This is a genomic window from Parvibaculum lavamentivorans DS-1, from assembly GCF_000017565.1.
Classification (GTDB): Bacteria; Pseudomonadota; Alphaproteobacteria; order Parvibaculales; family Parvibaculaceae; genus Parvibaculum; species Parvibaculum lavamentivorans.
In genome coordinates, this window is sequence record NC_009719.1 from 2,931,729 (window position 1) to 2,945,381 (window position 13,653).

Here is a 13,653-nt window from a genome sequence, read left to right on the forward strand (position 1 = left end):
GCCTTCGGGTGCGGGCGGCAAGTGCGGACGGGAGTGTAACCACTTCGGCGTGAGCCGGAGTGGCTACGCCATCGTCCGTTCACCTGTCCGAGACTGCGGGTGCCGAGGTTTTCGAGCCGAGGCTTAATCGCCAAAAGAGGGCGGCCGGCAATAGACGGGAGTTTGAACGATTTCACGGGCCTTCGGGGCCATGGGATCGGTTGGAGCCCGGGACGACAGGCAAGTGAGCGCCGCTCGGCAGTTGCGATATGCGACTGAGATAGAGCGGCAGATGCCAATGGCGGCAAGGACGGAAGTTAACCGGCCGAACCGCCCCCAAGTGTACGAGGGTTTCGTACACACGGAGAGAGCAAAGTGGACAGAGCTGAAAAGTCAGAGCTCGTGACGCATCTCAACGGCGTGTTTGCTAACGCCGGTGTGGTTGTCGTTGCCCACTACAGCGGCCTCACCGTGAACCAGATGTCTGATCTGCGTTCGCGGATGGCCAAGGCTGGTGCTTCGTTCAAGGTAACGAAGAACCGGCTGGCGAAGCTCGCTCTGGACGGCACCCCGATGACGGAGATCGGCGATCTCTTCGCGGGGCCGACGGCAATCGCCTATTCGCAGGACCCGGTGGCAGCCCCCAAGGTTGCGATCGAGTTTGCCAAGGAGAACCAGAAGCTGGTGATCCTCGGCGGCGCAATGGGCCAGACGGTTCTCGATGCCAAAGCAGTGAAGCAGCTTGCCGATCTGCCGTCGCTCGATGAACTGCGCGCGAAGATCGTGGGCATGATCCAGACCCCGGCCACCCGCATTGCGGGCGTGCTGCAGGCTCCTGGCGGCCAGCTTGCGCGTGTCCTGAATGCCTATGCCACCAAGAGCGAAGCGGCTTGACCGCTGCGGTGACCCGAACCAACCGAATCCAACCAGAGAGACTTTGAAATGACCGATCTTGCGAAAATTGTTGAAGACCTGTCGAACCTGACCGTCCTCGAGGCGGCCGAGCTGTCGAAGATGCTCGAAGAGAAGTGGGGCGTTTCCGCCGCTGCTCCGGTGGCTGTTGCCGCCGCGGGTGCCGCGCCTGCCGCCGCTGCCGAAGAGCAGACCGAATTCGACGTCATTCTTGCCGCCGCCGGCGACAAGAAGATCGAAGTGATCAAGGAAGTGCGTGCGATCACCGGTCTTGGCCTCAAGGAAGCCAAGGACCTGGTCGAAGGCGCTCCGAAGACCGTCAAGGAAGCCGCGTCCAAGGACGAAGCTGCCAAGATCAAGGCGCAGCTCGAGAAGGCCGGCGCGAAGGTCGAACTCAAGTAAGTTCGCTACACGAGTATGGCCGGAACGAAAGGGCGCAGGTCCGCTCGTTCCGGCCGACGCTCCGGCGCTCCATGTGCCGGATACCCCCCACGGAGAATACGGGCCTAAGACCGGGCTGCCCCTCTCTCCGACTGAAAGCCCGGCCGCCGTTCTAATGCAGAGCGTTGCGAGGAGCACATATGACGCAGTCCTTCACTGGTCGAAAGCGGGTTCGTAAGGTCTTCGGGCACATTCCGCAGATCGCGGAAATGCCGAACCTGATCGAGGTTCAGAAATATTCATACGACCAGTTCCTGCAGGTTGATGAACCGACGGGTGGCCGCGAGGAGCAGGGGCTTCAGGCGGTTTTCAAGTCGGTTTTCCCGATCAGCGATTTCTCCGAGTCTTCGACACTCGAATTCGTGAACTACGAATTCGAAACGCCGAAGTACGACGTCGAGGAATGCCAGCAGCGGGGTATGACCTTTGCCGCGCCACTCAAAGTGACGCTTCGCCTCATCGTATTCGAAGTCGATGAGGACACGGGTGCCAAATCCGTCAAGGACATCAAGGAGCAGGATGTCTACATGGGCGACATGCCGCTCATGACGGAGAATGGTACCTTCGTCATCAACGGCACCGAGCGCGTGATCGTCTCGCAGATGCACCGCAGCCCCGGGGTCTTCTTCGACCACGACAAGGGCAAGACACATTCGAGCGGCAAGCTGCTGTTTGCTGCGCGCGTGATCCCCTATCGCGGTTCGTGGCTCGATTTCGAGTTCGACGCGAAGGACATCGTATTCGTGCGTATCGACCGTCGGCGCAAGCTTCCGGTGACGACGCTGCTTTATGCGCTGGGTCTCGATTCCGAAGAAATTCTCAGCACGTTCTACAACAGCGTTACCTTCACCAAGGTGAAGCAGGGCTGGCGCGTACCGTTCAATGCAGACCGCTACCGCGGTGCGAAGCCGGAGCGCGATCTGATCGACGCGAAGACGGGCAAGGTTGTGGTCGAAGCTGGCCGGAAGGTTACGCCGCGTCTCGCGAAGAAGCTCGCGGAAGAGGGGTTGAAGGAACTCCTCGTTCAGGATGAGGACATCCATACGCGCTACCTCGCGCAGGAAATCGTCAACATGGAGACCGGTGAAATTTTCGCCGAGGCCGGTGACGAAATCACGCCCGAGCTTCTGGAAGCGCTGGTCGAGGCTGGCCATACGGACATCATCACGCTCGACATCGACCATGTGAACACGGGCGCCTTCATCCGCAATACGCTCGCGGTGGACAAGTGCACGAACCGGGAGCAGGCGCTGATCGACATCTACCGCGTCATGCGCCCCGGCGAGCCGCCGACGGCGGATACGGCGGAAGCGCTGTTCAAGAGCCTGTTCTTCGATGCCGAACGCTATGACCTTTCGGCGGTTGGCCGCGTGAAGATGAACATGCGTCTCGACCTCGACGTGTCGGATACGGTGCGCGTGCTTCGCAAGGAAGACATTCTTGCTGTCATCAAGACGCTTGTCGGCCTGCGCGACGGCAAGGGCGAAATCGACGATATCGACAATCTTGGTAACCGCCGCGTGCGCTCTGTCGGCGAGCTGATGGAAAATCAGTATCGCGTTGGCCTGCTGCGCATGGAACGGGCGATCAAGGAGCGCATGTCGTCGGTCGATATCGACACGGTCATGCCGCACGATCTGATCAACGCCAAGCCGGCAGCGGCCGCGGTGCGTGAATTCTTCGGCTCCTCGCAGCTGTCGCAGTTCATGGACCAGACGAATCCGCTTTCGGAGATCACTCACAAGCGCCGCCTCTCGGCGCTTGGGCCTGGCGGTCTCACGCGCGAGCGTGCGGGCTTTGAGGTGCGCGACGTGCATCCGACGCATTATGGCCGCATCTGCCCGATCGAAACGCCGGAAGGTCCGAACATCGGTCTTATCAACTCGCTGGCGACTTTCGCGCGCGTCAACAAGTACGGCTTCATCGAAAGCCCGTACCGGCGTGTGAAGGGCGGCAAGCTGGCCGACGACATCGTCTACCTCTCGGCGATGGAAGAAAGCCGCTATCGCATCGCACAGGCGAATGTGGCGATCGGCAAGAAGGGCGAGATCGAAGGCGAGCTCGTCAATTGCCGTATCGATGGCGATTTCGAGATGGTGCCGCCGGACCAGGTGGACTTCGTCGACGTGTCGCCGAAGCAGATCGTCTCCGTGGCAGCGGCGCTCATCCCGTTCCTCGAGAACGACGACGCGAACCGCGCTCTCATGGGCTCGAACATGCAGCGTCAGGCCGTGCCGCTCATCCGTTCCGAGGCGCCGCTTGTCGGCACTGGCATGGAAGAAGTGGTGGCGCGCGACTCGGGTGCCGCCATCGGCGCACGCCGCACCGGCGTCGTCGACCAGGTGGATGCAACGCGTATCGTTATCCGTGCGACGGAGGAAGTCGATTCCTCCAAGTCGGGCGTGGACATCTACAACCTGCGGAAGTTCCAGCGCTCCAACCAGAACACCTGCATCAACCAGCGTCCGCTGGTGCGTGTAGGCGATCAGGTAAAGAAGGGCGACATCATTGCGGATGGTCCGTCGACCGAGCTCGGCGATCTGGCGCTCGGCCGCAACGTGCTCGTCGCCTTCATGCCCTGGAACGGCTATAACTTCGAGGACTCCATCCTCATCTCCGAGCGTATCGTTCGCGACGACGTGTTCACGTCCATCCACATCGAAGAGTTCGAAGTGATGGCGCGCGACACGAAGCTCGGGCCGGAGGAAATCACGCGCGACATTCCGAACGTCGGTGAAGAAGCGCTGAAGAACCTCGACGAAGCAGGCATCGTCTATATCGGCGCGGAAGTGAACCCCGGCGATATTCTCTGCGGCAAGATTACGCCGAAGGGCGAAAGCCCGATGACGCCGGAAGAAAAGCTTCTGCGCGCCATCTTCGGTGAAAAGGCGTCCGATGTGCGCGACACATCGCTCCGCTTGCCGCCGGGCGTTCAGGGCACGGTTGTCGAAGTGCGTGTGTTCAACCGTCATGGTATCGACAAGGACGAACGCGCGATGGCGATCGAGCGCGAGGAAATCGAACGTCTCGCGAAGGACCGCGACGACGAATTCGGTATTCTCGATCGCAACGTCTATGGCCGCCTCTCCGAAATCCTGCTCGGCAAGCAGATCGCTTCGGGCCCCAAGGGCATGGAAGCGGATGCCAAGGTAACGCAGGCAAATCTTGACGATCTCAGCCACGGTCAGTGGTGGCAGATCGCTCTCAAGAACGAGAAGGCTCAGAGCGAAATCGAAGCGCTGAAGAAGCAGTACGACGAAAGCAAGGAGCGTCTCGAAGCGCGCTTTGCCGACAAGGTCGACAAGCTGCAGCGCGGCGACGAGCTGCCGCCTGGCGTCATGAAGATGGTGAAGGTTTTCGTTGCCGTGAAGCGCAAGCTGCAGACCGGCGACAAGATGGCCGGCCGTCATGGCAACAAGGGCGTGATCAGCCGTATTGTTCCGATGGAAGACATGCCCTATCTCGATGATGGTCAGCCTGTCGACATTGTGCTCAATCCGCTTGGTGTGCCGAGCCGCATGAATGTCGGCCAGATTCTGGAAACCCATCTCGGGTGGGCGTGTGCGGGCCTCGGCAAGAAGATCGAAGTCGCGCTTGATGCCTATCACCGCGAGAACAAACCGAAAGAGCTGAAGGATCTCGTCAAGCAGATCTACGGCGACGATCCGACGGTGGCTTCGCTCGATGAGGAACAGCTTGTCGAGATGGCGGGCAACCTGACAAACGGTGTGCCGATCGCAACGCCCGTTTTCGACGGTGCGCGCGAGCCTGAAATCGTCGAGATGCTGGAACTGGCGGGTCTCGATCGCTCGGGACAGGTCACGCTTCACGACGGACGCACGGGTGAACCTTTCGACCGCAAGGTCACGGTGGGCTACATCTATATGCTCAAGCTTCACCATCTTGTGGACGACAAGATCCACGCGCGTTCCATCGGACCGTACTCGCTCGTTACCCAGCAGCCGTTGGGAGGCAAGGCTCAGTTCGGCGGTCAGCGCTTCGGTGAAATGGAAGTGTGGGCGCTCGAAGCCTATGGCGCCGCCTACACGCTGCAGGAAATGCTGACAGTGAAGTCGGACGACGTGGCTGGCCGTACAAAGGTCTATGAGGCCATCGTGCGTGGCGACGATACGTTCGAGGCCGGTATCCCAGAGAGCTTCAATGTGCTCGTGAAGGAAATGCGATCGCTCGGCCTCAACGTTGAGCTGCTCACGCCGGCAGCGAACTGACAAGAAAAGACGAGGCGGCGCGCTTCACGAAGCGCGCCGCCGCCTTCTCCCGGCAGTCCGGGAATGCAGAAGGCAGAAATTTGGAATACGGGGTAAGCGGACGGAAGGCCCCACCGGACCGCACTTACACGATCCCCGTTGGCTTTGAGGCTGAGCTCAGGAGAAGTCCATGAACCAAGAGGTCATGAACCTTTTCAATCCGACGGCGCCGACGCAGACGTTCGACCAGATCAAGATTTCGATTGCGAGCCCGGAACGGATCCTTTCTTGGTCCTATGGCGAGATCAAGAAGCCGGAAACGATCAACTATCGTACGTTCAAACCGGAACGCGACGGGTTGTTCTGCGCGCGCATCTTTGGCCCGATCAAGGATTACGAATGCTTGTGCGGCAAGTACAAGCGCATGAAGTATAAAGGCATCATCTGCGAGAAATGCGGTGTCGAAGTGACGCTGTCGAAGGTCCGGCGCGAGCGCATGGGCCATATCGAACTCGCTGCGCCCGTTGCTCACATCTGGTTCCTGAAGTCGCTGCCGTCTCGTATCGGTCTTTTGCTCGACATGACGCTGAAGGATCTGGAGCGGGTCCTTTATTTCGAGAACTACATTGTTCTGGAGCCTGGCCTCACGTCTTTGAAAGAACGCCAGCTTCTGACGGAAGAAGAATATATCGACGCGCAGGATCAGTACGGCGAAGACAGCTTCACTGCCGGTATCGGCGCTGAGGCAATCCGCGAACTGATGATGGCGCTCGATCTCGAGAAGATCGCAGCCGACCTTCGCGTCGAAATCGCGGAGTCGACTTCCGAGCTGAAGCCGAAGAAGCTCGCCAAGCGTCTGAAGCTTATCGAAGCGTTCATCGAATCCGGCAACAAGCCGGAATGGATGATCATGACGCAGATCCCGGTTATTCCGCCGGAGCTGCGCCCGCTCGTGCCGCTCGATGGCGGCCGGTTTGCGACGTCCGATCTCAATGATCTCTATCGCCGTGTCATCAACCGCAACAACCGTCTTAAGCGGCTGATGGAACTGCGCGCGCCGGATATCATCATCCGCAACGAAAAGCGCATGCTCCAGGAATCCGTGGATGCGCTGTTCGATAACGGCCGCCGCGGCCGCGTCATCACGGGCGCGAACAAGCGTCCGCTGAAGTCGCTTGCCGACATGCTGAAGGGCAAGCAGGGCCGTTTCCGTCAGAACCTGCTCGGCAAGCGCGTCGACTATTCTGGCCGTTCGGTCATCGTGGTGGGTCCGGAGCTGAAGCTCCACCAGTGCGGCCTGCCGAAGAAGATGGCGCTCGAACTTTTCAAGCCGTTCATCTATTCGCGGCTTGAAGCGAAGGGTCTCAGCGCGACGGTGAAGCAGGCGAAGAAGCTCGTCGAGAAAGAGCGTCCGGAAGTTTGGGAAATCCTCGAGCAGGTGATCCGCGAGCATCCGGTGTTGCTCAACCGCGCGCCTACGCTCCACCGCCTCGGCATTCAGGCGTTCGAGCCGGTGCTCATCGAAGGCAAGGCGATCCAGCTTCATCCGCTGGTTTGCGCGGCCTTCAATGCCGACTTCGACGGCGACCAGATGGCCGTGCACGTCCCGCTGTCGCTCGAAGCGCAGCTGGAAGCGCGCGTGCTGATGATGTCGACGAACAACATTCTGCATCCGGCGAACGGGTCGCCGATCATCGTTCCGTCGCAGGACATCGTCCTTGGTCTCTATTACGTGACCATTCAGAAGGACAATGAACCGGGCGAGGGCATGGTCTTCGGCAGCGTTTCCGAGATTGAGCACGCGCTTGCCGTCAAGGCGGTGACGCTGCACGCGAAGGTGAAAGCCCGCTACACGACGAAGGATGCCGACGGCAACTCCTACACCGAGGTCGTGGACACGACACCGGGCCGCATGATGGTGGGCGAGCTTCTGCCGAGGCACCCGAATGTGCCGTTCGATCTCGTCAACCGGCTGCTCACGAAGCGTGACATCTCCAAGATGATCGACGTGGTGTATCGCCATTGCGGTCAGAAAGAGACGGTCATCTTCTGCGACCAGATCATGGCGCTCGGCTTCCGCCAGGCGTTCCGTGCCGGTATCTCTTTCGGCAAGGACGACATGGTCATCCCGGAAGAGAAGGCGAAGCTCGTTGAGGAGACTCAGACGCTCGCGACCGAGTATGAGCAGCAGTACATCGACGGCCTCATTACCCAGGGCGAGAAGTACAACAAGGTCGTCGACGCGTGGGCGAAGTGCACGGATCGCGTCGCCGACGTGATGATGCAGAAGATTTCTGCTGTGCAGATCGATCCGGAGACGAAGCGCGAGAAGCAGATCAATTCGATCTACATGATGGCTCACTCGGGTGCGCGTGGTTCGCCCGCCCAGATGAAGCAGCTCGCGGGCATGCGCGGCCTGATGGCCAAGCCGTCCGGCGAAATCATCGAGACGCCGATCATCTCGAACTTCAAGGAAGGCCTTACCGTTCTCGAATACTTCAACTCGACCCATGGCGCGCGTAAGGGCCTTGCGGACACGGCGTTGAAGACGGCGAACTCGGGCTATCTAACGCGTCGTCTGGTGGACGTTGCGCAGGATTCGATCATCACCGAGGAAGACTGCGGTACTATCGGCGGCATCACGGTCCAGCCCGTGATCGAAGCGGGCGACGTGATCGTTTCGCTCGGGACGCGCGTTCTCGGCCGTACTACCGCCGAAGACGTGATGAATCCGGCTACGGGCGAAGTCCTCATTCCGAAGAACCATCTGATCGACGAAGCGGATGTGGACACCATTGAGGAAGCGAACGTACAGGGCATCAAGATCCGCTCTGTGCTCACCTGCGAAGCTGCAAACGGTGTTTGCGGCGCGTGTTACGGCCGCGATCTTGCGCGTGGTACGCCGGTGAACATGGGTGAAGCGGTGGGTGTCATTGCCGCGCAGTCGATCGGCGAGCCGGGCACGCAGCTTACCATGCGTACCTTCCATATCGGCGGCACAGCCCAGGTGGTCGACAGCTCGTTCATCGAATCCAACCACGCCGGCACGATCAAGATCGTGAACCGCAATGTGGTGAAGGATTCGAATGGCGTGCTCGTCGTCATGGGCCGCAACGTGCAGGTGCAGATCATCGACGAGCATGGCGGTGAGCGGGCTTCGCACAAGCTGACCTACGGTTCGCGTCTGAAGTTCGACGATGGCGACAAGATCGAGCGTGGCCAGCGGATTTCGGAATGGGATCCCTACACCATGCCGATGCTGACCGAAGTGAACGGCATCGCGGAGTTCGAGGATCTGGTGGACGGCGTTTCGATCCGCGAAGTCGCGGACGAAGCAACCGGCATCTCGAGCCGCGTGGTCGTCGACTGGCGCGCCTCTCCGCGCGGCAGCGATCTCCGGCCGGCCGTTGTGGTGAAGGACAAGAACGGCAAGATACTGAAGCTTGCGAACGGCAATGATGCCCGTTACCTGCTTTCGGTCGACGCCATTCTCTCGGTCGACAATGGCGCGGCGGTCCATGCCGGCGACGTGCTTGCACGTATCCCCACGGAAGGCGCCAAGACGCGCGACATCACGGGCGGCCTGCCGCGCGTGGCGGAGCTTTTCGAGGCGCGCCGTCCGAAGGACCATGCGATCATTGCCGAAGCAACGGGTCGTGTGGAGTTCGGCAAGGACTACAAGAACAAACGCCGCATCATCGTGCATCCTGTGGACGAGAGCCTCGAGCCGATCGAATACCTGATCCCGAAGGGCAAGCACATCTCGGTGCAGGAAGGCGATGTTATCGAGAAGGGCGAGTTCATTCTCGACGGTCACCCCGCGCCGCACGACATCCTGGCGATTTCGGGTGTGGAGGAACTGGCTGCCTATCTCGTGAATGAAGTGCAGGACGTCTACCGTCTGCAGGGCGTGGCGATCAACGACAAGCATATCGAAGTGATCGTCCGCAATATGCTGCAGAAGGTCGAAGTGACGAGCCCGGGCGAGTCGATCACGCTGCCGGGCGAACAGCTCGACCGTGCGGAATTCGACGAAATGAACGCCAAGCTCGAGGCGCAGGGCAAAACACCGGCGACAGCCGTTCCGGTTCTGCTCGGCATCACCAAGGCGAGCCTCCAGACGCGATCCTTCATCTCGGCGGCGTCGTTCCAGGAAACCACACGCGTCCTCACCGAGGCGGCGGTTTCCGGCAAGGTCGACCAGCTTGTCGGTCTGAAAGAAAACGTCATCGTGGGCCGGCTTATTCCGGCTGGCACTGGCGGCATGCTTCAGCGTCTGCGCGGCGAAGCGCAGAACCGCGACGACAAGATCCTCGAGGACCAGGGCGGAGCCACTCCGACCGCGTCGACGGAGATCAAGGAGCCGGCCGAAGGCGCAGCTTGACGCTTCTCTTTAATATCAACGTTAGGAACAGGCCGCCCTCAGGGGCGGCCTGTTTCGTTTATGCCCCCCCCAGCGCTTGCCGGTACGGATGAGAAACAGAATGAACAGGGCGGCGAAGATCAGGTCGCCCGCTGTGGCGCCGATTGCCGGCGCGGGCAGGCTGGTGCTGGTCCATGTAAGGCTACGAGAACACACAGGCCCGGTTTGCCGATTGCGGCCCGGCTTTCATTAAATATGTCGCAGGCCGGGGGAATCACTCAGAGAATCAACTGTTAACCGGTGGCGATTTTCTCCTCGATGAAAGTCCGGAATGGGACGCGGGAGGGGGCATTTTTTGCGCCGAGGTCCGGATATGGCTGCTTCCAGGCCGGTTCGGAGGCGAAACGGCTCATCAATCGTTCCGAAGCGGGGTTTTGCGGGCAATTTTCAAGGATTGGGGTTGACGGGTAGGGACCCCCAGAGTAGTTTCCGCCCACTTTCGCTCCAGGTAGTAGAGGCACCCGGGCCGATGACCGTTAAATCCCTGAGGGGATTTGGTTTTTGGCCGGATCTAGACACTGGGGCCGGTAAGCAGAATACGAGGAATGGCGCAAGATTCCGGGCGCAAGGCCGGAATCCTCTGCATTTGGACGCAAGGCCCTAAACGGGTTTCGTGTCCATGAGCGCGCGCAGCCCAATTCCGGACGATGTCCGGGGCGGCGCGGCTATTTTTTGTTTGGACAGACAGGATCGAGCAGGCGAATGCCCACCGTCAACCAACTGATCCGCAAGCCGCGCAAGCCGCTTGTGAAGCGAAATAAAGTACCGGCCATGCAGGCCTGCCCGCAGAAGCGCGGCGTCTGCACGCGTGTCTATACGACGACGCCGAAGAAGCCGAACTCCGCTCTGCGTAAGGTCGCCCGTGTGCGCCTGACCAACCAGTTCGAAGTGACGAGCTATATTCCCGGCGAAGGCCACAACCTGCAGGAGCACTCCGTGGTGCTCATCCGCGGCGGCCGCGTGAAGGATCTTCCCGGTGTCCGCTACCACATCATCCGCGGTGTGCTCGATACGCAGGGCGTGAAAGACCGCCGCCAGCGTCGTTCGAAGTACGGCGCGAAGCGTCCGAAGTAAGGGTCAGAGATATGTCCAGACGCCACCGCGCAGAAAAACGAGACGTTATCCCGGACGCCAAATATGGCGACGTGATCCTCGCGAAGTTCATGAACAGCCTGATGTATCACGGCAAGAAGTCCGCCGCCGAAACCATCATTTACGGCGCGTTCGACCAGATGCAGCAGAAGGCCAGCGTCGATCCGCTGCGCACCTTCCATGAAGCCCTCGAAAACGTGATGCCGGCGCTTGAAGTTCGCTCGCGCCGCGTCGGTGGCGCGACCTACCAGGTGCCGGTCGAAGTTCGTCCGGACCGCCGCCGCGCGCTCGCCATTCGCTGGATCATTGCCGCCGCCCGCGCGCGCAACGAGACGACAATGGTTGCGCGTCTCTCGGGCGAGCTGCTCGACGCCGCAAACAATCGCGGTTCGGCCGTCAAGAAGCGTGAAGATACGCATCGCATGGCCGAAGCCAACCGCGCCTTCTCGCACTACCGCTGGTAAAGCGTTCAAGACCTCCAAAGGCAGACCGTTATGGCACGCAAAACAAAGCTCGAAGATTACCGCAATATCGGCATCATGGCTCACATCGATGCCGGTAAGACGACGACGACCGAGCGCATCCTGTTCTATACGGGCGTGAGCCATAAGATCGGCGAAGTGCATGACGGCGCTGCCACCATGGACTGGATGGAGCAGGAGCAGGAGCGCGGCATCACGATCACGTCCGCCGCGACGACGTGCTTCTGGAAAGACAAGCGCATCAACATCATCGATACGCCCGGCCACGTGGACTTCACGATTGAAGTCGAGCGTTCGCTCCGCGTGCTCGACGGCGCGGTTACCGTGTTCGACTCCGTTGCCGGTGTTGAGCCGCAGTCGGAAACCGTCTGGCGCCAGGCTGACAAGTACCGCGTTCCCCGCATGTGCTTCGTCAACAAGATGGACCGCATGGGCGCGAACTTCTATCGCTGCGTTGACATGATCGTGACGCGTCTCGGTGCGGTGCCGCTCGTGACGCAGCTGCCGATCGGTTCGGAGGCGGAGTTCGAAGGTCTGATCGACCTTCTGAAGATGCAGGAGATCGTCTGGAAGGACGAGTCTCTCGGCGCTGAATTCGAATATCGCGACATTCGTCCCGAGCTCAAGGAGCAGGCGGACGAGTATCACGCGAAGATGGTTGAGCTCGCGGTCGAGATGGACGACGCCGTGATGGAAGCCTATCTCGAAGGCAACGAACCGGATGAAGCGACGCTCAAGAAGCTGATCCGCAAAGGCACCATCTCGCGCAAGTTCGTTCCCGTTCTCTGCGGCAGCGCCTTCAAGAACAAGGGCGTGCAGCCCATGCTTGATGCGGTCGTGGATTTCCTGCCGTCGCCGCTTGAAGTCGAGCGCATGCAGGGTATCGACCCGAAGACGGAAGAGCCCGATACGCGCGGCGCTTCCGACGATGAGCCGCTTTCGGTTCTCGCGTTCAAGATCATGAATGACCCCTTCGTCGGTTCGCTCACCTTCTGCCGCATCTATTCCGGCGTGATGACAACCGGCACGGGCGTGCTGAATTCGACGAAAGACAATCGCGAGCGCATCGGCCGCATGCTGCAGATGCATGCGAACCACCGCGAAGACATCAAGGAAGCCTATGCGGGCGACATCGTCGCCGTTGCGGGCCTGAAGAACACCACGACGGGCGACACGCTCTGCGATCCGCTGAAGCCGATCATTCTGGAGCGCATGGAATTTCCGGAGCCCGTTATCGAGGTTGCGGTCGAACCGAAAACCAAGGCCGACCAGGAAAAGATGGGCATCGCGCTCAATCGCCTTGCGCAGGAAGATCCGTCTTTCCGCGTATCGGTCGATCAGGAATCCGGCCAGACGGTCATCAAGGGCATGGGTGAGCTTCACCTCGACATTCTCGTCGACCGTATGCGCCGCGAGTTCAAGGTCGATGCGAATGTGGGTGCGCCGCAGGTGGCTTACCGCGAGACGCTCACCAAGCGTGCCGAAATCGACTACACGCACAAGAAGCAGACCGGCGGTTCGGGCCAGTTTGCCCGCGTCAAGATCGTGTTTGAGCCCGGCGAGCCTGGTTCGGGCTTCCAGTTCGAAAGCAAGATCGTCGGCGGTTCGGTTCCCAAGGAATACATTCCCGGCGTTCAGAAGGGTGTCGAGAGCGTGAAGGACTCGGGTCCTCTCGCGGGCTTCCCGATGATCGACTTCAAGGCCACCTTGATGGACGGCGCCTACCACGACGTCGACTCGAGCGTGATGGCCTTCGAAATTGCCTCCCGTGCCGCCTTCCGTGAAGGCGCACAGCAGGCGGGCGTGAAGCTCCTTGAGCCGATCATGAAGGTCGAGGTTGTGACGCCGGAAGAATATATGGGCGACGTGATTGGCGACTTGAACAGCCGCCGCGGTCAGATCAGCGGCACTGAGCAGCGCGGTATTGCGCAGGTGATCCATGCCAATGTGCCGCTCGCCAATATGTTCGGTTACGTGAATACGCTGCGTTCGATGAGCCAGGGCCGTGCCCAGTACACGATGCAGTTCGACCATTACGAACAGGTGCCGCAAGCGGTGTCCGATGAAGTCCGGGCGAAGCTCGCCTGATTAGTTGATCGAAGTCAGTTCCTGAAGG

7 protein-coding genes are annotated in these 13,653 nt (G+C 60.3%); all 7 read left to right on the forward strand.

Annotation, left to right across the window (positions count from 1 at the left end):
* The first annotated feature begins 354 nt into the window (after nt 1-354).
* The gene (gene rplJ / locus PLAV_RS13840; RefSeq protein ID WP_012111650.1) at nt 355-873 is read left to right on the forward strand and encodes a 50S ribosomal protein L10; all 519 of its coding nucleotides are present in this window, start codon (nt 355-357) and stop codon (nt 871-873) included.
* A gap of 48 nt (nt 874-921) precedes the next feature.
* Nucleotides 922-1,293 carry a 50S ribosomal protein L7/L12 gene (gene rplL, locus PLAV_RS13845; protein ID WP_012111651.1) on the forward strand — a complete coding sequence of 124 codons (372 nt, stop codon included), beginning with the start codon at nt 922-924 and terminating at the stop codon, nt 1,291-1,293.
* 179 nt (nt 1,294-1,472) lie between these two features.
* Entirely contained in the window at nt 1,473-5,561 is a 4,089-nt protein-coding gene (rpoB, locus tag PLAV_RS13850; RefSeq protein WP_012111652.1) for a DNA-directed RNA polymerase subunit beta, read from the forward strand.
* 169 nt (nt 5,562-5,730) lie between these two features.
* Nucleotides 5,731-9,924, forward strand: coding sequence for a DNA-directed RNA polymerase subunit beta' (gene rpoC / locus PLAV_RS13855; RefSeq protein WP_012111653.1), 4,194 nt, complete (start codon nt 5,731-5,733; stop codon nt 9,922-9,924).
* Nucleotides 9,925-10,665: 741 nt separating this feature from the next.
* Nucleotides 10,666-11,037: a 30S ribosomal protein S12 gene (gene rpsL, locus PLAV_RS13860; protein ID WP_012111654.1), complete on the forward strand. Its 372-nt coding sequence runs from the start codon at nt 10,666-10,668 to the stop codon at nt 11,035-11,037.
* Nucleotides 11,038-11,048: 11 nt separating this feature from the next.
* Nucleotides 11,049-11,519 carry a 30S ribosomal protein S7 gene (gene rpsG / locus PLAV_RS13865; RefSeq protein WP_012111655.1) on the forward strand — a complete coding sequence of 157 codons (471 nt, stop codon included), beginning with the start codon at nt 11,049-11,051 and terminating at the stop codon, nt 11,517-11,519.
* A 30-nt stretch (nt 11,520-11,549) separates the two neighbouring features.
* Nucleotides 11,550-13,625, forward strand: a complete 2,076-nt coding sequence (gene fusA / locus PLAV_RS13870; RefSeq protein ID WP_012111656.1) for an elongation factor G — start codon at nt 11,550-11,552, stop codon at nt 13,623-13,625.
* Nucleotides 13,626-13,653: the final 28 nt, after the last annotated feature.

What these genes read in the sequence shown, in the direction of transcription:
- rpoB (WP_012111652.1), top strand. Translation starts at nt 1,473, where the DNA reads ATGACGCAGTCCTTCACTGGTCGAAAGCGGGTTCGTAAGGTCTTCGGG.
- fusA (WP_012111656.1), top strand. Translation starts at nt 11,550, where the DNA reads ATGGCACGCAAAACAAAGCTCGAAGATTACCGCAATATCGGCATCATG.
- rplL (WP_012111651.1), top strand. Translation starts at nt 922, where the DNA reads ATGACCGATCTTGCGAAAATTGTTGAAGACCTGTCGAACCTGACCGTC.
- rpoC (WP_012111653.1), top strand. Translation starts at nt 5,731, where the DNA reads ATGAACCAAGAGGTCATGAACCTTTTCAATCCGACGGCGCCGACGCAG.
- rpsL (WP_012111654.1), top strand. Translation starts at nt 10,666, where the DNA reads ATGCCCACCGTCAACCAACTGATCCGCAAGCCGCGCAAGCCGCTTGTG.
- rpsG (WP_012111655.1), top strand. Translation starts at nt 11,049, where the DNA reads ATGTCCAGACGCCACCGCGCAGAAAAACGAGACGTTATCCCGGACGCC.